The organism is Staphylococcus sp. mip270_02 (assembly GCF_054031535.1).
Map to the genome: position 1 here is coordinate 1,854,906 of NZ_CM132934.1, position 21,551 is coordinate 1,876,456.

Annotated in this window: 20 protein-coding genes; 17 read left to right on the forward strand and 3 right to left on the reverse strand. The window is 32.1% G+C overall.

From position 1 onward, the window contains the following. The first annotated feature begins 382 nt into the window (after positions 1 to 382). The 5 genes from ACW5YJ_RS08785 (at position 383) to ACW5YJ_RS08805 (ending at position 7,350) form a co-directional block, all read left to right on the forward strand. Entirely contained in the window at positions 383 to 1,045 is a 663-nt protein-coding gene (locus ACW5YJ_RS08785; RefSeq protein WP_017724466.1) for a response regulator transcription factor, read from the forward strand. Continuing rightward, positions 1,042 to 2,397, forward strand: coding sequence for a HAMP domain-containing sensor histidine kinase (locus tag ACW5YJ_RS08790; protein ID WP_017724465.1), 1,356 nt, complete (start codon positions 1,042 to 1,044; stop codon positions 2,395 to 2,397). The genes ACW5YJ_RS08785 and ACW5YJ_RS08790 overlap by 4 nt, the downstream gene beginning before the upstream one ends. Before the next feature lie 330 nt (positions 2,398 to 2,727). After that, positions 2,728 to 5,529, forward strand: a complete 2,802-nt coding sequence (locus tag ACW5YJ_RS08795) for a 2-oxoglutarate dehydrogenase E1 component (RefSeq protein ID WP_107552444.1) — start codon at positions 2,728 to 2,730, stop codon at positions 5,527 to 5,529. A 13-nt stretch (positions 5,530 to 5,542) separates the two neighbouring features. Then, positions 5,543 to 6,805, forward strand: a complete 1,263-nt coding sequence (sucB, locus tag ACW5YJ_RS08800; protein WP_107552446.1) for a dihydrolipoyllysine-residue succinyltransferase — start codon at positions 5,543 to 5,545, stop codon at positions 6,803 to 6,805. Between the two features lie 362 nt (positions 6,806 to 7,167). Next, the gene (locus ACW5YJ_RS08805; protein WP_017724462.1) at positions 7,168 to 7,350 is read left to right on the forward strand and encodes a hypothetical protein; all 183 of its coding nucleotides are present in this window, start codon (positions 7,168 to 7,170) and stop codon (positions 7,348 to 7,350) included. 140 nt (positions 7,351 to 7,490) lie between these two features. Here ACW5YJ_RS08805 and ACW5YJ_RS08810 read toward each other — a convergent pair whose 3' ends face one another. Next, positions 7,491 to 8,039, reverse strand: a complete 549-nt coding sequence (locus ACW5YJ_RS08810) for a helix-turn-helix domain-containing protein (RefSeq protein WP_457338087.1) — start codon at positions 8,037 to 8,039, stop codon at positions 7,491 to 7,493. A gap of 268 nt (positions 8,040 to 8,307) precedes the next feature. After that, positions 8,308 to 9,186 carry a helix-turn-helix transcriptional regulator gene (locus ACW5YJ_RS08815; protein ID WP_135092466.1) on the reverse strand — a complete coding sequence of 293 codons (879 nt, stop codon included), beginning with the start codon at positions 9,184 to 9,186 and terminating at the stop codon, positions 8,308 to 8,310. 120 nt (positions 9,187 to 9,306) lie between these two features. Between ACW5YJ_RS08815 and ACW5YJ_RS08820 the strand changes: the two genes are divergently transcribed. The 7 genes from ACW5YJ_RS08820 to ACW5YJ_RS08850 all read left to right on the forward strand — a co-directional run bounded on the left by ACW5YJ_RS08820 (position 9,307) and on the right by ACW5YJ_RS08850 (position 15,627). After that, complete coding sequence (locus ACW5YJ_RS08820) at positions 9,307 to 10,173, forward strand: sugar phosphate isomerase/epimerase family protein (RefSeq protein ID WP_457338088.1); 867 nt, start codon at positions 9,307 to 9,309, stop codon at positions 10,171 to 10,173. A gap of 108 nt (positions 10,174 to 10,281) precedes the next feature. Beyond that, complete coding sequence (locus tag ACW5YJ_RS08825) at positions 10,282 to 11,172, forward strand: sugar phosphate isomerase/epimerase family protein (RefSeq protein WP_457338089.1); 891 nt, start codon at positions 10,282 to 10,284, stop codon at positions 11,170 to 11,172. Then, the gene (locus ACW5YJ_RS08830; RefSeq protein WP_457338090.1) at positions 11,172 to 12,317 is read left to right on the forward strand and encodes a Gfo/Idh/MocA family protein; all 1,146 of its coding nucleotides are present in this window, start codon (positions 11,172 to 11,174) and stop codon (positions 12,315 to 12,317) included. The genes ACW5YJ_RS08825 and ACW5YJ_RS08830 overlap by 1 nt, the downstream gene beginning before the upstream one ends. Before the next feature lie 26 nt (positions 12,318 to 12,343). Next, positions 12,344 to 13,351, forward strand: coding sequence for a Gfo/Idh/MocA family protein (locus ACW5YJ_RS08835; RefSeq protein WP_457338091.1), 1,008 nt, complete (start codon positions 12,344 to 12,346; stop codon positions 13,349 to 13,351). 154 nt (positions 13,352 to 13,505) lie between these two features. Then, positions 13,506 to 14,075 carry a dihydrofolate reductase family protein gene (locus tag ACW5YJ_RS08840; RefSeq protein ID WP_107552215.1) on the forward strand — a complete coding sequence of 190 codons (570 nt, stop codon included), beginning with the start codon at positions 13,506 to 13,508 and terminating at the stop codon, positions 14,073 to 14,075. Between the two features lie 27 nt (positions 14,076 to 14,102). After that, on the forward strand, positions 14,103 to 14,921 hold the full coding sequence (locus tag ACW5YJ_RS08845; RefSeq protein WP_457338092.1) for an ATP-binding cassette domain-containing protein: 819 nt from the start codon (positions 14,103 to 14,105) through the stop codon (positions 14,919 to 14,921). 1 nt (position 14,922) lies between these two features. Continuing rightward, complete coding sequence (locus tag ACW5YJ_RS08850) at positions 14,923 to 15,627, forward strand: ABC transporter permease (protein WP_171914787.1); 705 nt, start codon at positions 14,923 to 14,925, stop codon at positions 15,625 to 15,627. Positions 15,628 to 15,723: 96 nt separating this feature from the next. Here the strand turns inward: ACW5YJ_RS08850 and ACW5YJ_RS08855 are convergent, their stop codons facing one another. Further along, positions 15,724 to 15,924: a hypothetical protein gene (locus ACW5YJ_RS08855; RefSeq protein WP_017724452.1), complete on the reverse strand. Its 201-nt coding sequence runs from the start codon at positions 15,922 to 15,924 to the stop codon at positions 15,724 to 15,726. 216 nt (positions 15,925 to 16,140) lie between these two features. On the opposite strand from ACW5YJ_RS08855, the gene ACW5YJ_RS08860 reads away from it, so the two are divergent. The 5 genes from ACW5YJ_RS08860 (at position 16,141) to brnQ3 (ending at position 21,499) form a co-directional block, all read left to right on the forward strand. Then, positions 16,141 to 16,953, forward strand: a complete 813-nt coding sequence (locus ACW5YJ_RS08860; RefSeq protein ID WP_017724451.1) for a VOC family protein — start codon at positions 16,141 to 16,143, stop codon at positions 16,951 to 16,953. Positions 16,954 to 16,971: 18 nt separating this feature from the next. After that, on the forward strand, positions 16,972 to 17,175 hold the full coding sequence (locus ACW5YJ_RS08865) for a DUF6501 family protein (protein ID WP_017724450.1): 204 nt from the start codon (positions 16,972 to 16,974) through the stop codon (positions 17,173 to 17,175). Positions 17,176 to 17,338: 163 nt separating this feature from the next. Continuing rightward, positions 17,339 to 18,130: an ATP-binding protein gene (locus tag ACW5YJ_RS08870; RefSeq protein WP_026113580.1), complete on the forward strand. Its 792-nt coding sequence runs from the start codon at positions 17,339 to 17,341 to the stop codon at positions 18,128 to 18,130. A 12-nt stretch (positions 18,131 to 18,142) separates the two neighbouring features. Next, positions 18,143 to 20,032 (forward strand): vWA domain-containing protein, encoded by a 1,890-nt coding sequence (locus tag ACW5YJ_RS08875; protein WP_171914785.1) that lies wholly within the window; start codon positions 18,143 to 18,145, stop codon positions 20,030 to 20,032. 123 nt (positions 20,033 to 20,155) lie between these two features. Then, positions 20,156 to 21,499, forward strand: a complete 1,344-nt coding sequence (gene brnQ3 / locus ACW5YJ_RS08880) for a branched-chain amino acid-like transporter carrier protein BrnQ3 (RefSeq protein WP_017724447.1) — start codon at positions 20,156 to 20,158, stop codon at positions 21,497 to 21,499. The last annotated feature ends 52 nt before the right edge of the window (positions 21,500 to 21,551 follow it).

Consider the following 21,551-nt stretch of genomic DNA (forward strand, 5'->3'; position numbering starts at 1 on the left):
ACTGTCTAATATGTGTCAAAATTTATTATAAAAACCGATTTTACAAAGTAAAACCGGTTTTTATATTCACGTTGTCTCGCAACGTTAGTCTTTTACGGGCATATAAAAGGGGATATTTTTGAAAATGATCAATCCAAATAAGAACGAAATATGTGTGGGGGGGAATGTCTTACTTTTGGAATTGATAATCATTTTCAATTACATTATACAACACTGAGAATGATTGTCAATTGAATTTCCGAAATTTTTTAATTTCGTAAGAAAACTCTGTAAATTAGCATCGATCGTATTAATTCATAAGGACTTTTAATATATAATTATTTTTAGCAATGACTTTCTACAATTAACTATTTCATATAATATATAACTTGAGGTGCTACTTATGACAAAAATTTTAATAGTGGAAGATGAGCAAAATCTTGCTCGTTTTATTGAACTTGAACTTGAGCATGAAAACTATGAGGTCGATATTGAATATGATGGACAACCTGGTTTAAATAAAGCATTAACTAATGATTATGATCTAATTCTCTTAGATTTAATGTTACCAAGTATAAATGGCCTAGAAATATGTAGACAAATTCGTCAACAACAAACAACGCCTATAATCATTATTACAGCAAAAAGTGATACGTATGATAAAGTAGCTGGATTGGATTACGGCGCAGATGATTATATAGTAAAGCCATTTGATATAGAAGAATTATTAGCTAGAATTCGCGCTATGTTACGACGCCAGCCACAAAAAAATGTGATTGATATTAAAGGTATTATCATTGATAAAGATGCATTTAAGGTAACCGTCGATGGCCAACCTTTGGATTTAACTAAAACAGAGTATGATTTATTATATCTATTAGCAAATAATAAAAATCACGTATTACAAAGGGAACAAATTATTACGGATGTATGGGGATACGACACAGAAGTAGAAACAAATGTCGTTGATGTTTATATACGTTATTTAAGAAATAAACTCAAACCATTTGGTAAAGATAAATGTATAGAAACTGTTCGTGGCGTTGGGTATGTGATTAGACAATGAAACAGCGTAAATTAAAAACTAAATGGATGATGATTACTACAACCATTACATTTTTAACTATATTTGTATTTAGTCTAATTATTATATTCTTTTTAAGTAGCTCACTCAGACATAACGAATTAAGTGAAGCTAACCGTAGTTCTGATGATATCGTTCAATTATTTGAATCAAAAGATATTGATAATATAACGCCTTTGGATTTAAATGCTTCATTAGGAAATTTTCAAAAAGTGATTCTATTTAATGATGATGAAAAAAAATTAATCGAAACTTCAAACGACAAATCAATTACCTTCTCACCAGAAGTAGTTCCTAAAGATAGAAATAATATTGTGATTAAAAAACATCACAACACCGATTATTTAATAATAACGGATCATATAGAATCACCAAAATTTAACGGTTATAGTGTGATTGTACATTCTTTGGAAGATTACAACGCACTCGTTAATTCTCTTTACTTTATAGCATTAATCTTTGGTGTAATCGCTACGTTTATTACAGCAATTATTAGTTATTTCTTTTCATCACAAATCACAAAACCTTTAATATTGATGTCTAACAAAATGCAACAAATACGTCGAGATGGCTTCCAAGAAAAAGTTGAGTTATCTACAAACTACGAGGAAACTGATAACTTAATCGCTACGTTCAATGAAATGATGTTTCAATTGGAAGAATCGTTTAATCAGCAAAGACAGTTCGTTGAAGATGCTTCACATGAACTCCGAACACCTTTACAAATTATACAAGGTCATTTGAATTTGATTAATCGATGGGGTAAAAAAGATGCAGCTATTTTAGAAGAATCTTTAGATATATCGTTAGAAGAAATGTCTAGAATTACAAAATTGGTAGAAGAATTATTATTACTTACGAAAGAAAATAATAACAGTCGAGATGGAAACATTGAAAATGTAGAAATCAATGCAGAAATTACGTCACGTATTAAATCATTGAAGCAACTTCATGAAGATTATACTTTTGAATTTGATGCATTTCCTAAGCCATTGAATATAAAAATCGACCGCTATCAATTAGAACAAGTTTTGATTATTTTTATTGATAATGCAATGAAATATGATCAGGTCAACAAACATATCCATATTCAGACAAAGTTAAGAAATAAACAAACATCTATAGAAATTACAGATCATGGTGTTGGTATTCCTAAGGAGGATATTGAATTTATCTTTGATAGATTTTACAGGGTAGATAAATCACGTTCACGTAAACTAGGCGGTAATGGATTAGGGCTATCAATCGCCAAAAAGATAATAGAATTAAATCATGGTAAGATTCAAGTAGATAGTGTAGTAGGCCAATATACAACTTTTAAAATTACATTTTAATAATACTTCTATTAACTTAAAAAATAATACAGCAACAAACAAAATCACGTAAACTAATATTAAAGGTACTTTCAGCGCGGGTTAATTCTAATCTATTGTTATTCAAAAAATGTACTTGTGACACTTTCCAAGAATACAAAATACACTTACAACGAATTTTTTCACTATTATAAATTTTTACTGGAGGTGAGGTATAAATCTTATTATTATAATTAGATTTATATTGCACCTCCTTTTTTCGTATAAGTGAGTTATTGGTACTTTAATTTGTATATATTTAATGCTATTATTGATTTGTAAGCGTTTCAACTATTTTGTGGAGGGTGTAAAATGAGCAACGAAAGTCAGGTTTCCGAGGCACCTGTAAATTTCGGAGCAAATCTTGGATATGTTTTAGATTTATATGATATATATCTAAATGATCCTGGTGCAGTTCCTGAAGATTTGCAAGTCCTTTTTAGTACAATTAAAAACGGTGAAGCAAACATCACAACAAATAATGAAAGTCAGAGTAACATAACTAAGGGAGATAGCACAATCAAACGTGTTATGCGCCTTATCGATAATATTCGTCAATATGGGCATTTGTTGGCAGATATTTATCCAGTTAATAGGCCTGAAAGAGAAAATGTACCCAAATTAACAATCGAAGATTTTAATTTGGACAAAGAAACACTTGAATCAATTTCAGCCGGTATTGTTTCTGACCATTTTAAAGACATTTATGATAATGCATATGAAGCAATTGTACGTATGGAAAAACGTTACAAAGGCCCAATCGCCTTTGAATATACCCACATTAATAATAATAGAGAACGTGTGTGGTTAAAGCGTAGAATTGAAACTCCATACAAAGCAACATTAAATGATAATCAAAAAATCGAACTATTTAAAAACTTAGCCCACGTTGAAGGTTTTGAAAAGTATTTACACAAAAACTTTGTTGGAGCTAAACGTTTCTCCATCGAAGGTGTAGATACTTTGGTACCTATGCTACAACAAACATTAAGAATTGCGAGCGACGAAGGCATCCAAAATATTCAGATAGGTATGGCCCATCGTGGTAGATTAAATGTTTTAACACATGTTTTAGAAAAGCCATATGAAATGATGATTTCTGAATTTATGCACACAGATCCGATGAAATTCTTACCTAAAGATGGTAGTTTAGAATTAACATCCGGTTGGTCTGGTGACGTTAAATATCATCTTGGTGGTGTGAAAACAACCCAATCATATGGTACTGAACAAAAGATCTCCTTGGCGAACAATCCAAGTCATTTAGAAATCGTATCACCAGTAGTCCTTGGTAAAACACGTGCCAATCAAGATACAACTGATAAACCAGGCTCAGTAACTACCGAATTCAAAAAATCTATGCCTATATTAATCCATGGTGACGCCGCTTATCCTGGGCAAGGTATTAATTTTGAAGCTATGAACTTAGGTAACTTAGATGGTTATTCAACAGGTGGTTCACTACACATTATTACAAATAACCGTATAGGCTTTACAACCGAACCGCAAGATGGCCGTTCTACAACTTATTCTTCAGATGTTGCAAAAGGATACGACGTTCCAATCATGCATGTAAATGCTGATAATGTCGAGGCAACGATTGAAGCAATTGAAATTGCAATGGCGTTTAGAAAAGAATTCCATAAAGACGTAGTTATCGATTTAGTAGGTTATCGTCGCTACGGTCATAATGAAATGGATGAACCATCAATTACAAATCCACTACCATATCATGAAATACGTAAACATGAGTCAGTTGAAATCTTATACGGAAAACAACTTGTCAGCGAAAATATAATTTCAGAAGATGAAATGAATAATATCATTGACGAAGTTCAAAAAACTTTAAGAACTGCTCATGACAAAATTGATAAAAACGACAAAATGGACAACCCAGAAATGCAAAGACCTGAAAGTTTAGCAGAACCAATACAAAATGACGATTCGCAATTAAGCTTTGAACAGTTAAAAGAAATTAATGATGCAATGCTGACTTATCCGTCAAACTTCAATGTATTGAAGAAGCTAAATAAAGTACTAGAGAAACGTAAAGAACCATTTGAAAGTGAAGATGGATTAGTTGACTGGGCTCAAGCAGAACAATTAGCTTTTGCAACTATCACTCAAAATGGAACACCTATACGTTTAACTGGTCAAGATAGTGAACGTGGTACTTTTAGTCACCGTCACGCTGTGTTACATGACCCAGAAACTGGCGAACAATATGTACCATTACACAATGTTCCTGATCAAAAAGCAACATTTGAAGTGCGTAACTCTCCATTATCAGAAGCTGCTGTTGTAGGTTTTGAATATGGCTATAATGTGCAAAATAAGTCATGTATGACTATTTGGGAAGCACAATACGGGGACTTCTCAAATATGGCTCAAATGATTTTTGACAACTTCTTATTTAGTTCACGCGCTAAATGGGGCGAACGTTCAGGACTAACTTTATTCTTGCCTCATTCATTTGAAGGACAAGGTCCAGAACATTCATCTGCACGTTTAGAAAGATTTTTACAATTAGCTGGTGAAAATAATTCAACTATCGTTAATTTATCTAGTTCAAGTAACTATTTCCATTTATTACGTGCACAGGCAGCTAATCTTGGTACACAGTCTATGAGACCATTAGTAGTTATGTCACCGAAGAGTTTATTACGTAATAAGACTGTTGCAGATCCTATCAGTAAATTCACTTCAGGTAAATTCGAACCAATTTTACCAGAAGATCACGATAAAGCATCAGTAAAAAAAGTTATTTTAGCATCAGGTAAAATGTTTATTGATTTAAAAGAGTATTTGGCCAAAAATCCGAATGATTCTATTTTAATCGTAGCAGTAGAAAGACTTTATCCTTTCCCTGCTGATGAAATTAATGCATTATTAAACGAATTACCTAATTTAGAAAATGTAGCTTGGGTACAAGAAGAACCTAAGAACCAAGGTGCATGGTCATTCGTTTATCCTTATCTAAAAGAATTAACAACTGATAAATATGATTTAAGTTATCACGGTCGCATCCAACGTTCAGCTCCCGCTGAAGGTGATGGTGAAATTCACAAACTCGTACAAAATATGATAATCGAACAAAGTACAAACATTAACTAGGGGGAAGTTAAGCATGCCAGAGGTAAAAGTTCCAGAATTAGCAGAATCCATAACAGAAGGTACCATTGCAGAATGGTTAAAACAAGTAGGTGATAGCGTAGATAAAGGTGAAGCTATTGTTGAATTAGAGACAGATAAAGTAAACGTAGAAGTTGTTTCAGAGGAAGCAGGTGTACTTCAAGAATTATTGGCTGACGAAGGCGACACAGTAGAAGTTGGCCAAGCAATTGCAGTAGTTGGAGAAGGCAGTGGTAATAATACTTCTGAGTCACCAGCGAAACAAGAAGATACAAAAGCAACTGACAATTCAAATAACGAACAACAATCTTCTGAATCAACAGAAAGCAAACCAGAAGCGTCATCACAAGATAACGGACAACGAGTAAATGCTACACCATCTGCTCGTAAATACGCTCGTGAAAAAGGTATTGACTTATCTGAAGTATCACCATCTTCTAACGATGTAGTGAGAAAATCTCATGTTGATCAAAGTCAACAACAATCAAACACTCAACAATCACAACCAGCTGCTAAAGAAGAAACTAAAAAACCAGCACAACAAAACCCATCAAAACCAGTTATTAGAGAAAAAATGTCTCGTCGTAAGAAAACAGCTGCCAAAAAATTATTAGAAGTATCTAATAATACAGCTATGTTAACTACTTTCAACGAAATCGATATGACAAATGTTATGGACTTACGTAAGCGTAAGAAAGAACAATTCATCAAGGATCATGATGGTACGAAACTTGGTTTCATGTCATTCTTTACAAAAGCAGCTGTAGCAGCATTGAAAAAATATCCAGAAGTAAATGCTGAAATTGATGGCGATGACATGATAACTAAACAATATTATGATATCGGTGTTGCAGTTTCTACAGAAGACGGTTTACTTGTGCCGTTTGTTAGAGATTGCGATAAGAAAAACTTTGCTGAAATAGAAGACGAAATTGGTAATTTAGCTAAAAAAGCGCGTGACAAAAAACTTGGATTAGATGATATGGTTAACGGATCATTTACAATCACAAATGGCGGCATCTTTGGTTCAATGATGTCTACACCTATCATTAACGGTAGTCAAGCTGCGATTTTAGGTATGCACTCAATTATCACTCGTCCAATTGCTATCGATGCAGATACAATTGAAAACCGTCCAATGATGTACATCGCTTTAAGCTATGACCACAGAATCATTGATGGTAAAGAAGCTGTAGGTTTCTTAAAAACAATTAAAGAATTAATTGAAAATCCAGAAGACTTACTATTAGAATCTTAATCCACAACACAAAATAGTTTACTAACCCTAATACAACGGCGTTCAGCGTCGTTGTATTTTTATGATTATATATAATTTTAAAAGTCCTAATCAAAAACCATCTAATTTGTATTAAGTTATATATCAAAAAGCTTAGAAAGCAAAAGAGAGTGGCATATAGGTGCAATTTTCAAATTCCTAAGGTGCTAAGTCGGAAATTCTATTATAACGTTAAAAACACCTTTAAAATACAAATTCTAACTATTTAACACTTAGGAATTTAAAACACACGCTTTCGGATTTATAAAACATTCACAATATAAAATTGTTATTATGTAATGTAAGATATAGGTTTAAAATTATTTGTAAAAAGGAATGATTTTATGACTTTTAAAAACGCATTGAAATTCGGTATCATTATGTCATTAGTCATGTGCACAGCATTTTATATTATCCCGCCACCTGAACACATATTAGGAAAAATAGTTTATTCATTAATTACTACTTGCATCGGTTTATTACTAGCTTATTTTATATTAGGCAAAGAAAACATGAAAAGAAGATGATACTGAAAATTCATAAACAAATTCTATATCTAATATTTTATTAACTTTATGTAATAAATGATGATTAGGAAGTACACACGAAAACATACACAATAAAAAAGAGTTGCCTACACATAAAATTGCGTAGGCAACTCTTTAATTTAATAATGAATAATCATATTCATCCTCATCGTTGTCTCATGCTCGTTTAAATATTTATGAAACGTGTTCCCATTAAACTTTAGCGATTCATCTTTTTTCACAACAACTCGTTCGTCACCTAATATAAGCGTCAATGTACCATCAAATACAGTAATGTATTCATTTGCACTAGAGCCACGCGTTTCTCCATTCATGGTGCCTCCAGGCTCTATTACAACCATATGGCTTTCAAATTTTTTAGCAATATCAAATTTGAAGTAAGGATAAACGCTATATTTTTGCTCAGATGATGATAAAGACTGTATGTCTTGAATCGTAATTTTTTTAGCGAATTCCTCATTGTCTTGTGTCAATTCGGCAAAAGACACTTTTAAACCTTCAGCAATTTTCCACAATGTAGTAATAGATGGTACAGACTCTTTGCGTTCAATTTGTCCTAACATTGTTTTACTTACCTCTGTAAGAACTGATAAATACTCTAATGAATAACCATTTTGTTTTCTATATAATTTTAGATTTTCTGCAATAATATCATTAATTTCTTTCATCTAAAAACACCTCATCATACAATATAACGTACAAAAATAACAATACAAAGTATTACGCTATAACGTTTTTAAGAACGTTATAGCGTATTTATAGGTGGGGTAGGGGAAGTGCATTGTGTACAAACCCCTTAGTAACAGCGTTAACAGGGTTTATTGAATAAATCTATCTTATGAAATATTCACTCCAACAACATTGAATTATAATAATATTTTTTATTTATATATTTCAACAATTACACATTTAAACAAAATATATTATTATATTTAATTAACCATTAGCTAAATGTTGTTGATAATAACTTTTAGGACTACACCCGTATATTGTTTTAAAACGTCTATAAAAATTCGAGTAATCACTAAAACCACATAATACTGCTACTTGCTGAGGGCTTTCTCCTTTTTTTAACATTCTTTGTGCATTTTGTAGTCTTATTTGTAATAAATAGCGGTAAGGAGGATATCCTACTATTCTTGTAAAATGCTGTGTTATTTTATATCGACTAACATAGAATTTCTTTTCCAAATCTTCTAAAGATATTTGATCAGCATAGTGTAATTCCATATAATCTAAGACTTGTCTAACTAACTGCATTTGTGGATCGTCCTCTACCTTTACTTCAGCATTTTCTATGGAAACTCTGTTAAGTAGAACGAAAAATTGAGTCAACATAGATTCTTCAGCTAGTTTTTTGCCGAATTTATTATTTTCTTGCTCATTCAAAAGGCCTTGTAATAAGTAATAAAGCTCACGTTTTTGTACCTCTGTTAGTTGTAGCGAGTGCTTAAAATTTGGTGATTTGGTATCAAAACATTGCATTAAATTACATTCAGGAGTGGAAAGCGACTCTAATAACTGTCCGTCAAATCTCAGACCAATTCTTTCAGCATGTCCATCCATTTGTTCATTCAACTGATGAAATTCGTATGGCGTAATTACCAACATAGAACCCACGTCTAATTGAAATTGCTCTCCCTCAATTGTGTACAACATATTTCCAGATAGTGAAAAGAAAATTTCATAATGATCATGATAATGTAGCTCGTTACCAAAGTGACCATCACTTATTTTATGCCATACTGCATATTCTCCCTCGAACGGCAGTGAAATAGTATCAAATTTCAGTTTAAATGTTTCATCGTCTAACATCGATATGCCTCCCACTCAAAATACAATCTTTTTATCTTTTTTTACAATGTTTAAAATTTTCTAATAATTTATACTCCCATTATAGCACTTAAAGTTCATTATTATGAAAGGATGATTTATATGGTTAAACCACAAATTGGGGTACAAATGATGATGTTAAAGCAAAAAGTGGAAAAAGATGGAATCTACAATGTATTGCGAACGATTCATGATCTTGGGTACCAAGCTGTAGAAGTATCACAAATTGAAATGACTCCTCATAACATTTCTGAAATGCAAAAAGCCATCAAAGATTTTGATATGAATATTGCTGCTATGTCATGTGGAGTAGAAGATATTTCAACCAATCAAAAATATCCTGGGGATACTTTACAAAATGATTTTGAAAAGATTGTTGCAGATTGTAAAGCAGTTGACTGTAATATATTAAGAATTGGTATGTTGCCGATGAATTACATGGGCTCAAAGGAGCGTACACTTAACTTTGCAAAAATTTGCGATGACTATGCACTACGATTAAAAGCAGAAGGCATTGATTTATATTACCACGCACACAATCTTGAATTTGTTCGCTATGATGGGCAATTTATGCTTGATTTAATGCGTGATAATACAGAAAATCTAGGGTTTGAATTAGATGTACACTGGATATGGAGAGCCGGTCTTAACCCTATAGACGTTATACCAAATTATGCGCAACGTATTCGTGCAATCCATTTAAAAGATTTTCGTGTAGGCGAAATTGACATGGATCAATATCCTGGTGAAGGTCATGAGAAAATATACTATATGCTACATATGATTACGCAATTTGCAGAACTAGGTGAAGGCACTTTACCTTTAAAAGACATTATTGAGGTTGGGTTAGAAAGTGGTAGTGAATACTTCTTCGTTGAGCAAGATGAATTATATGGTGCCGATCCTTATGATTGTTTAGTTACAAGTCGAGATCATTTATTAGAATTAGGTTATAAACATTGGTTTTAATATCTAATTACAATTATAGACAAAGTGGATATTTCACAAATTCACGACCAAAAATATGTAAGCGATTACTATTATAAGCGTTATTCTTTAGAAATTGGAGGTAAATTCATGTTAAATAACATTGCTATATCAGGTTTTTCTGATGAAATATCATCAGATTTAGACACACAATTGCAAAAGGTATCAGAATTAGGTATGCGTTACATTTCATTACGTGGCATTGACGATGAAAATATAGGTGATTATACAGTCGAGAAAATAAAAAAGAATGTTATTCCAAAATTAAAAGAATGGAATATCTCAGTTTCTTCTATTGGCTCTCCGATTGGTAAAATATATATTCAAGATGAAGAAGCGTTTGAAAAACAATTAGAAGTCTTAAAAAACATGTGTCAAATCGCAAATGTATTGTCTTGTAAGTATATTAGAATTTTCAGTTTCTATATACCTAAAGAGCAAAATTTTGATGATTATCAGCATACAGTTATTAAGAAATTAAAAGCATTTGCAAAAATTGCAGAGCAATATAACGTCGTTTTACTGCATGAAAACGAAAAAGATATTTTTGGTGATATAGCTCGTCGTTGTAAATTCATCCTTGATGAAGTAACGTCAGACCATTTTAAAGCGATTTTTGATTTTGCCAATTTCGTTCAATGCGGAGAAGAGACACAAGCTTGTTATGAACTCTTAGAATCTGACATTGAATACATCCACATCAAAGATGCGGTCTATAAAGACAGTATTAACGTTGTTTGTGGCACAGGCGATGGCCAAATTGAGTCTATTCTTAAACAAGCGATAACTAGTGGCTATAAAGGTTTCTTAACTTTAGAACCTCATCTTGTTGTATTTGATGCAATTAAAGATTTAGAAATAGAGCATTCCACCGAAACAATTCAAAATACAGCTGCAAAAGATGGCGCTGAAGGATATCAAATTCAGTATGAAGCGCTTTTAGAAATTTTAAAAAATATTGAAAATAAGGAGAATGTATAATGACAAATATTCGTTTAGGCATAATTGGATTAGGAGCACAAGGCAATACTTATGCTGACTTTATCAATGAAAACAAAGTAAAAAATGTAGTAATTGGTGCCATTTGTGATATCGATCCTGATAAAAAAGCACTAGCTACCGAAAAATACCCAAATACGCCTTTTTATAATGATTATATCGATTTATTAGAAAGCGGAGATGTCGATGCTGTTGTGACAACAGTACCACATTATTTGCATACTGAAATAGGTAAAGCCGCATTAAACAGAGACATACATGCGCTATTGGAGAAACCAGCTGATATCTATGCCGAAAAAGTAAAAGAAATTAGCGACTTAGCCGCTTCAAAACCTGAATTGACATTTGGTATTTTCTTTAATCAAAGAACTAATCCACTTTATCAAAAAGTTAAAGCCTTAATTGATGATGGAGATATCGGACAAATTAGACGTACAAATTGGATTATTACTACTTGGTGGCGCCCACAAGCATATTATGATCAAAGTTCATGGCGTGCAACTTGGAATGGAGAAGGTGGTGGTGTACTAGTTAACCAAGCACCACATCAAATTGATTTAATGCAATGGTTATGCGGACTACCAGAAAAAGTATATGCCAATGTAAAATACGGTTACCAGAGAAATTTAAATGTTGATGATGATGTGACGACTGTATTAGATTACGGTAATGGGGCGACAGGTGTTTTCATCACATGTACGCATGACATCATTGGCACGGATCGACTAGAAATTACAGGAGATAAAGGAAAAATTCTAGTAGAAGATAGTAAGAAAATAACTATCAAACGCTTAAAACAATCTGAAAACGAAATGAATGAAACTATGACTTGGGCGGAGGTAGCAGAAATCTTCAAAGGTGATGGTATGGGAGATATCTATGAAACAGATACTTTTGAATTTGATAGTGTCTGGGGCGAACAACACATCAATGTACTTGAAAACTTCGCTGCAAATATCATCGATGATACACCGCTTATAGCGCCTGGTAGCGATGGAATTCATGGCGTTAACTTCGTAAATGCAATTTATCTTTCTAGTTGGTCAGGTAAAGAAGTAACACTGCCTGTAGACCCAACAGAATTCAAAAATGCTTTACAACATAAAATCAATACAGAAAATAAATAAATTCACCTATAACAGGAGATGATAAAATGTTGAAAGTTGGTGTAGTCGGTTTAGGAGATATCTCACAAATTCATATACATGCAATACAACAAAATCCTAAAGCTCAATTAATCGCGGTTTGTGATGAAGATGAATCATTAAAAAACAAAGCACCTCATAGCAATTTTTATAATAATCTAAATAGCATGTTAAATTCAGAAAAGTTAGATTGCGTTCACGTTTGCTTACCTCACCACTTACATGTATCTGCTACTACAACATGTGTTGAAAAAGGGATCCATGTATTACAAGAAAAACCCTTAGCTGTAAATGCGAAAGAAGGACTCGAATTAGTCGCTTTACAACGTCAATTTCCAGAAATTAAGATAGGTATATGCTTTCAGAATAGATATAACGACACCTTCCAGACATTAAAAAATATTGTTGGAAGCGGACAATACGGAGAGGTCATTGGAGTAAAAGGTCTAGTAACATGGTTTCGACCTGAATCCTATTACACAGAGAAACCTTGGCGTGGACAAATGGCTTATGCAGGCGGAGGTGTTCTAATCAATCAATCCATTCATACATTAGATTTAATGCAACTACTTTGCGGGAATGTAACCTCTATTAAAGGAACCGTATCTCAATTATTAGATTATGATATCGAAGTAGAAGATACAGCATCCGCACATATTAAATTTGAAAATAATGCGAACGGCATGTTCTTTGCTACTAATGCTAATTTTGGAAACTCAAGTGTAGAGTTACAGGTTATATTTGAAAATGAAAAATTAACAATTAAAGATAATATACTTACACGTATGAATAAACAAGGTTATAAGATTCAAATTAATGAAGATGAAAAGCTAGATGGTGATAAATCGTATTATGGTCCTAGCCATGGCAAGTTGATTAACCAATTCTATGATTGCATTATTGAAGATACTGATGATTATATACAGCCTAAAGATGCATTAGCATCTATCGCCATGATTGATGCTATACAAAAATCTTCCAAATCAAACAGTGTGGTTCATTTTGCTAGAAATTAAATAGTTTTATTATCATTCATAATTTATTGCACACCGATTTTTATCGTTGTGCATTTTTAATTCGAATATATTTATATTAAAATTATTATCAATTGAATTTATACATATATTTCCATATACTAAATATAATATCGACAATAGTAGGTGTATTAATATGAACAATCAATCAAAAGTTATTTTAGACCTCGCTGTAAGTCTCGATGGCTACATAGAAGGGCCAAATGGGGAAATTGACTGGTGTATTATGGATCCAGAAATGAATTTCAATACTTTTTTAAAACAGATTAGCGCTATCATATACGGTAGGAAAAGCTATGATTTATGGGGGACTTATACGCCTCAATTAGGTAATGAAGAAAATGGAGACTATAGTATGTGGCAAGAGATTCATAGCAAACAGAAATATGTATTTACGCAACAGAAAAATCTTGTTTCTGCAGATGTCGAATATATAAATTCAGAAGATATGCTAGTTAATATAGACAAAATCAAAGCCCAACAGACTAAAGATATTTGGTTATACGGCGGTTCTAATATTATAACTTCTTTTATAAATAATGACTTAATTGATGAATATCGCTTATCTATACACCCTATTGTGTTAGGTTCTGGAAAACCTTTATTTGAACATTTAGCAAATAGAATTAATCTGATACATGTAAAAACTAATACGTACCAAAGTGGCGTCGTACAACTTATATATAATAAAAACAAATCATTATAGCTGCGTATTGTATAAAGGAGTATATATATGACTGAAATAGCAGTAGAAATGGATCAGGTAACATTAAAGCTTAACAACAAAACAATCATCAATAATTTATCATTTCAAATACCCAAAGGCTCAATCACCTTATTAAAAGGGAAGAATGGCGTCGGTAAAAGTTTGACACTCAAATTGATGACAAAATTAATAACACCAAATACCGGTATTATTAATGTCTCTGGCTACACAAGTTACGCGCCTGACAGTTTCCCTAAAAACATAAAACTAACAACAAAATCATTTCTAACAACTATTCAAAATTTGAATATGAAGCGGAAACCTGACAGACATACCGTTGATGACTATTTGGCACTATTAAACCTATCTTCATTACAAAATACTAAATTACATCATCTTTCAAAAGGCTCTTTACAAAAAGTGAATATCATCCAAACTTTATTAACGGATGCGGATATAATGGTATTTGACGAACCATTTTCAGGTTTAGATAAAATGTCAGAAGCACAATTTTTAACTCGTTTACAACAACTATCGAAAACTAAAACAATAATTATTACAGATCATGATTCTAATATTGAACATACAATTGCGACTCATATATTAAGTTTAGATGATTATACATTTATGCCACAATCTAATCATCAAGAATTGAAGTCTATCACAATTACCAACCAACAATATGTTAATGAAATCATCGAACGTGATTTAGCATCGTGGGTATGTGCTAAATTAACTTCAAATCATCAATATGTCACCTTACAAATTGACAAACAAAATTTAAATGTCGTTTTACAACATTTACTAAAGCATAATTGCGAAATCATCGAAGTAAAGGATCTTTAAAATGCTATATTCTTTTTTAAAATATGAACACTTAAAATTTTTAACATCGTATCAATTCATTGCACCAGTATTTACATACTTACTGTGGGTCATCGGTATATATATCTATCGAGATATGCCTGTGCTATCAAGCTATGGTTCTACAGCAATTGGTTTATTTATAGTAATGACGTGGATGACTATTATTAATTTCGGTCGTGACACTTTAAATGAACGTCATATTTTCTATATGCAATTAAAATCAAAAACTACTTATTTGTTAATAAAAATACTATATTTATATTTATTTAGTGCATTGCTGATTATTTTCTCATTAATCTATCCACTTTTACTTAGTGTATTTGATAAACCTGTTTCCTTTAACTTTGTCTTAATTGGGATAGTTACTCATCTGTTATTAAGTATGTTTGGCATTGTATTAGGCGCTTTTATTACAAATACGAAAATTGCGACTAAATCTTATAGGTGGTTATTAACCATATTTATTATGCTCATCATTTTCACTAAAGAGGTACTTATAACGACCGTACCATTTACAAAATGGATACTCTGGTTATTACCACCAATTAGCAATCTTTTAAATCAATTGAATAGCGATAATTTGTCATTGCTTAATAACAATTTCCTGCTATTATGTTTATTTGCTGTGATTTATATTTTAATAGCACTTAAATTGCTTATTGTACTATTTAAAAAAACTGAGTAACTCACTATAAAAAGACATCCCTACAAGATTGTTATACATTCTTGTAGGGATGTCTTTTTATTGATTTAAATAGTTAAAATATACCTAAAATTACAATTAAGCAATATAAACAAATAGTTCAATAATAGCAATAATTAAAAACACCAAAAATACAACACCGTAAATATTATTCTTTTTAGCGCTCTGCTCATTTTGAGATTTTTGTTTTGCTTTATTGTTTATGTTAGTGAAGAAGGTAATACCAGAATAAACTGCAATAAGTACGGTTATACCAAACACAAACCACATACCACCCATTATGACAAACCTCCTTTATTAATAATCATTATACAACTAATCTTTTTATAAGATTAAAATCATGATATATACCTATATTAATACATTTTTTCAGTTCATCCAATGTATATTCTAAAAATTTAATTAATATATACATTTGCAATAAACTTCATCGTATAAATAACGCGTAAAATAAGTTATAATGATTGAAAAGCTATGAATAAAGGGGTTAATATAATGAATGGTCTTAGAAGTGTAACCACAGGGACAGATAATTTAGAAAAAACTAAAACTTTATTTAAAGATGTATTAGGTCTAAACGTTGAAGATAAAGGGCAAGCTCTCCGTTTTGGTGATGCAGAACTAAACTCCGGCACACGTATCCATTTTGTAGAAATACCAAACTATACAAATCAAGAGAATCATATTGAAAATATTGGTTTACGTTTACCAAGTGACGAGGGTTTAGATGAATACCAAACTATCTTAGATGACCATCAAATTGATCATAGTGAAATTACTGATTTAAATGGGCATAAGTATTTTGAATTTAATGACCATAATCATCAGACGTTCAATATTTATTCAAACGAACACAATACGGGTGCACCTCTAGGAATGCCCACATTTGATAGTACTGTTAACCCACTGCATCAAATTCAAGGTTTAGGGCCAGTCTTACTTAAAGTAAATGAATTATTACTCACTCAATCTATTTTGACAAAAGTGTTTGGCCTTACGCATTTCGCTGAATATACACCACGTCCTGACGCAGACTATAAAGTACAAGTCTTCCGAATCGGGGAAGGTGGTTTAGGTGGGGAATTACACTTACACGCTACTGAAGAAGATTTAAAAATGCCGAAACATGGTATTGTAGAACAAATTGAGTTTGCAACTGAATCCAAAGCACAATTCCAAAATGCATTACAACAACTTGAATCTATAGGTATTCCTTACCAATCATTAGATCAAGAAGGTGAAAAATCCTTAAGAATTAGTGAAAAAAGTGGTATCACTTTTATATTGACTTTAGAAATTAAATCATAGAAAGAGGAATGTTTATTTATGTTACATGAAACATGGAAAGAAAATACACCAGTGAAAAAAGTTGAAGTTATTCATACAAATGCTAAGAAATTCACAGTTGCTGATATGCTAACTATTGGGCAACAATATGATGTTATAAATGAAACTGAAGAATATTACCAAATTATTGATAACTCTGGGCTTGTTGGTGGTTATTACAAAGAGTATTTTAAAGAGGTATAGAATTAACAAATAAATCTTGCGCTCATATTGTGTTGCGCGTTCAAATAAATTCTTAACAAATAGGGCTAGGGCGAAATATGATGATGTATTCATGCCCCAGTCTATTTTTAATGATTTTTTATAAATAAGTAAGCCATATTTTATATAGAGGAGACAATTCATGATGACAAGTACAAACTATATTAATAGAGATAAAACAGTCTTTAACGATGCAGAAGCTTTAATGCAACTAAATAAAAACATTTTACTAAAAGGACCTACAGGATCGGGTAAGACGAAATTGGCAGAAACATTAAGCGAAACAATGAATCGCCCAATGCACCAAATCAATTGTTCAGTCGATTTAGACGCGGAAAGCCTACTCGGATTCAAAACCATACAAACCAACGACAACGGAACACAAGAAATTGTTTTTATAGATGGACCAGTAATTAAAGCCATGAAAGAAGGCCATATACTGTATATTGATGAAATTAATATGGCTAAACCTGAGACGTTACCTATTTTAAACGGCGTGCTAGACTACCGTAGAAAACTGACGAATCCATTTACAGGAGAAGTCGTCAATGCAGCACCTGGATTCAACGTCATTGCAGCAATCAACGTTGGATATATAGGTACTTTGCCAATGAACGAAGCATTAAAAAATCGTTTTGTTGTCATTCAAGTAGATTATATCGACGGTGATATTTTAAGTGATGTCATTAAACAACAAAGTCAGTTAAATGACACTGTATTAATTCAAAAAATCATTAAGTTTAATGAAGACTTACGTACGATGACAAAACAAGGTCAAATATCTGAAGAAGCGGCTAGTATTCGTGCATTAATAGACTTAAGTGATTTAGCTACTATTATGCCAATTGAACGTGCCATTCAAAGAACAATAATAGATAAGTTAGAAGATGAGCGAGAACAACAAGCTATTTTAAACGCGGTAGAATTAAACTTTTAGTGAGGGATAAACATGAGTGACCGTTTTATAAAATTCAATGACGAGCAACTAGATGCTAAACAAGTGATGATGCTTCAGGATTTAGCACGTCTTTTACTGAAAAATGAGCAAACACAAGTTAAGATTCAAAAGTTCCCTTATTATGATCCAATTAATAATACTTTAATAACGAGTTCTTTTTGGTCACATAGAAATGAATATGTTGAAACTACAGGATTAAAAACTGACGTCATGCTCGCTGCTTATGGTTACCAAATGATGGATGAAAAGGTTGTGAATCATGTTATACAGAATCATGAGTTCAAACATCCTAAATTCTATCAGCAACTTTTCAAACTACTCGAAGACCAACGCATCTTAAGCACGATAGCAAAGGAACGACCATCAACTAAATCAGCTATTCAGATGCGTAATGAAGTTAGGCTTAACTACAATAAGACACAAATAAATGTATACAGAACCAAAACTACTTTTACAGATTTATTATTTCTATATCTGGAGGCTTCTTTTATAACAGAAAACTTTTACGATATACCACAAATACATCCACAAATTGATGATGTGTTAAATAATATGTATATGTACTTACCGAACTTTTTCTATAACAAGACTTCTGAAGATAATATGTATTTAGTGGAGCGAATTATGTTCCAAATCGACGATATATTAAAAGAGGATATGCTAAACGAATATTATCATTTACCAAAAAAAGTTTATGAATCTATACAAGCACTTCAATTCGAGGATTTAACTAGAACAGATGCGAGCAATACAGACGGTAGTTCAAATGAAAATAAAGACGAAGATTCAGTAAGTGAAGAGATGGAATCAAATAATCAAGATAGTGCCTCACAAGGTGGCGCATACTTAGAAATGGAATTACATGAAGGGGAAAATAGCCAAGTCATGGGCGATAATGATAATGCGCGTGAAGGCGATCCTGCTGATGATATGACTGATATGCAAACCAAAAAGGGGAAAGGTTCATCTAATAATATAGAAGACGATCAAGGCGGTTCTGTTGGGCATAATCAAGCTTTCGCTTTAAAAGGAATTAATGAAAACGTCGAAATCAAATGGAACATCCCTGAAATTCAACCTCAATTTATCCACCAATACCAAAAAGTTGAATCTGATATCCAGTTTGAAACCAAAGATTTAATTCAAATCATACAAAAAACGATTGATAGAGAATATCAAGATGAACGACATAATTTAACAAAAGGCAGATTACAAAAAAACCTACTCAATTGGTTTATAGACGATCAATATAAACTATTTTATAAAAAACAAGACTTAAGTCAGTCATTCGATGCTACGTTCACATTATTAGTAGATGCTTCAGCCAGTATGCAAGATAAAATGGAAGAAACAATTAAAGGTGTCGTACTATTTCACGAAACATTAAAGAGCCTAAATGTAAAACATGAAATATTGGCATTTAATGAGGATGCCTTCGATGCCGATGAAGCAAACCAACCCAATATTATAGATGAAATCATCACATACAATCGTTCTATGATGGATAAAGATGGGCCAAGAATAATGGCATTAGAACCACAAGATGATAATAGAGATGGTGTTGCTATTAGAATTGGTAGTGAAAGACTCATGCGTCGCTCCCATAATCAGCGTTTCTTAATTGTATTTTCAGATGGAGAACCTTCTGCATATAATTATAGCCAAGATGGTATATTAGATACTTATGAAGCGGTTGAAACAGCTCGTAAAATGGGTATTGAAGTCTTCAATGTGTTTTTGAGCCAAGAGCCTATCACAGAAGATATTGAGCAAACGATTCATAATATATATGGACAATACGCTTTATTTGTAGAAGGCGTTGAAAATCTCCCATCCCAATTATCACCATTATTGAAAAAACTATTATTAAAATCATTTTAAATAGGCTATTTTTGACAAATAATAAATGATATATTTAAATATTCTGAAATTTATATAGACGATATCTAATTAACCATGATAGAATAGGTAATATTATTTTATTGGTTAGAAGGAGCAAGTCATATGAATAAAAATACATGGATTATAGGTTTTACATTGTTCGCAATGTTTTTTGGGGCAGGTAATCTTATTTTCCCACCAAATTTAGGCTTAGATAGTGGACAGTATTTCTGGCCATCAATCTTAGCATTTGCTTTAACAGGTATTGGACTACCACTATTAGGCGTTATCGTAGGCGCGTTAGATAAACAAGGTTATATTGGATCATTAAATAAAATTTCACCTAAGTTCTCTATCATATTCCTAGTCATCATCTATCTTACAATTGGACCACTGTTCGCGATTCCTCGTACAGCATCGACATCGTTTGAAATGACAGTGACACCGATTGCACACACAAATAGTAGTTTAGCATTGTTTATCTTTACTGTAATATATTTCCTGATAGTTTTATATTTATGTATTAATCCAACTAAAATGGTAGATCGTATTGGTTCGCTATTAACACCATTGTTATTGATCACTATTTTAGCAATGATTATCAAAGGATTTGTTGATTATGGTAGTAATTCCCATAGTCAAGCAACTGAAGCATTCACATCGAACTTTGCAGGTTTCTCACAAGGGTTCACAAATGGTTATCTAACTATGGATGCTATTGCAGCTATAGCTTTCTCAATGATTGTTGTTAATGCAGTAAAATCAACAGGTATTACACATGCCAATCAAATTTTCAAACAAACGTTAATGGCTGGCGTTATTGCAGCTGTAGCTTTAATGTTTATTTATATCTCATTAGGATTTATAGGTAATCATATGGCAGTACCTCAGGAAAAAATAGCGAGCCTGACTGCCAATGACCAAAATATTGGTACATATTTATTAACGACTATGGCAAGTCTTGGATTTGGAACATTGGGTAAATATTTATTAGGTATTATTGTGGCACTTGCTTGTCTTACAACAGCTTGCGGTTTAATCGTAGCTGTATCAGAATATTTCCATAGAATTTTCCCAAGAATTTCTTATAAAATATATGTAATTGTGTTTACACTAATTAGTTTTATTTTAGCAAACCAAGGACTTAACTCAGTCATTACTATGTCTGTGCCAGTACTAAGTATTGTGTACCCTGTAGCAATTACATCGGTATTACTTATTTTAATAGCACGTTTTGTACCTACAAAACCAATTGCACAACAAATTCCTGTTACTATTGTTACAATTGTATCTATTTTAAGTGTCATTCATACACAAGGCTGGCTAAAATTGAGTTTCATTGATAGCTTGCCGTTAAAAGACTATTCACTTGAATGGTTCCCAATTGCTGTTGTGACAACAATCATAGGTTATATTGTAGCTGCAATGGTAAAAAATCAAAAACCAATTGTTTACGAAAAAGAATAACATTTAAAATTAAAGCAAATCGGCGCTTAAACTGGCGTTGATTTGCTTTTTT

Coding starts and splice junctions, on each gene's coding strand:
- ACW5YJ_RS08845 (WP_457338092.1), top strand. CDS start 14,103: ATGACTGAAATAGCAGTAGAAATGGATCAGGTAACATTAAAGCTTAAC.
- ACW5YJ_RS08795 (WP_107552444.1), top strand. CDS start 2,728: ATGAGCAACGAAAGTCAGGTTTCCGAGGCACCTGTAAATTTCGGAGCA.
- ACW5YJ_RS08785 (WP_017724466.1), top strand. CDS start 383: ATGACAAAAATTTTAATAGTGGAAGATGAGCAAAATCTTGCTCGTTTT.
- ACW5YJ_RS08820 (WP_457338088.1), top strand. CDS start 9,307: ATGGTTAAACCACAAATTGGGGTACAAATGATGATGTTAAAGCAAAAA.
- ACW5YJ_RS08870 (WP_026113580.1), top strand. CDS start 17,339: ATGACAAGTACAAACTATATTAATAGAGATAAAACAGTCTTTAACGAT.
- brnQ3 (WP_017724447.1), top strand. CDS start 20,156: ATGAATAAAAATACATGGATTATAGGTTTTACATTGTTCGCAATGTTT.
- ACW5YJ_RS08825 (WP_457338089.1), top strand. CDS start 10,282: ATGTTAAATAACATTGCTATATCAGGTTTTTCTGATGAAATATCATCA.
- ACW5YJ_RS08830 (WP_457338090.1), top strand. CDS start 11,172: ATGACAAATATTCGTTTAGGCATAATTGGATTAGGAGCACAAGGCAAT.
- ACW5YJ_RS08835 (WP_457338091.1), top strand. CDS start 12,344: ATGTTGAAAGTTGGTGTAGTCGGTTTAGGAGATATCTCACAAATTCAT.
- ACW5YJ_RS08855 (WP_017724452.1), bottom strand. CDS start 15,924: ATGGGTGGTATGTGGTTTGTGTTTGGTATAACCGTACTTATTGCAGTT.
- ACW5YJ_RS08805 (WP_017724462.1), top strand. CDS start 7,168: ATGACTTTTAAAAACGCATTGAAATTCGGTATCATTATGTCATTAGTC.
- ACW5YJ_RS08815 (WP_135092466.1), bottom strand. CDS start 9,186: ATGTTAGACGATGAAACATTTAAACTGAAATTTGATACTATTTCACTG.
- ACW5YJ_RS08865 (WP_017724450.1), top strand. CDS start 16,972: ATGTTACATGAAACATGGAAAGAAAATACACCAGTGAAAAAAGTTGAA.
- ACW5YJ_RS08810 (WP_457338087.1), bottom strand. CDS start 8,039: ATGAAAGAAATTAATGATATTATTGCAGAAAATCTAAAATTATATAGA.
- sucB (WP_107552446.1), top strand. CDS start 5,543: ATGCCAGAGGTAAAAGTTCCAGAATTAGCAGAATCCATAACAGAAGGT.
- ACW5YJ_RS08860 (WP_017724451.1), top strand. CDS start 16,141: ATGAATGGTCTTAGAAGTGTAACCACAGGGACAGATAATTTAGAAAAA.
- ACW5YJ_RS08790 (WP_017724465.1), top strand. CDS start 1,042: ATGAAACAGCGTAAATTAAAAACTAAATGGATGATGATTACTACAACC.
- ACW5YJ_RS08850 (WP_171914787.1), top strand. CDS start 14,923: ATGCTATATTCTTTTTTAAAATATGAACACTTAAAATTTTTAACATCG.
- ACW5YJ_RS08840 (WP_107552215.1), top strand. CDS start 13,506: ATGAACAATCAATCAAAAGTTATTTTAGACCTCGCTGTAAGTCTCGAT.
- ACW5YJ_RS08875 (WP_171914785.1), top strand. CDS start 18,143: ATGAGTGACCGTTTTATAAAATTCAATGACGAGCAACTAGATGCTAAA.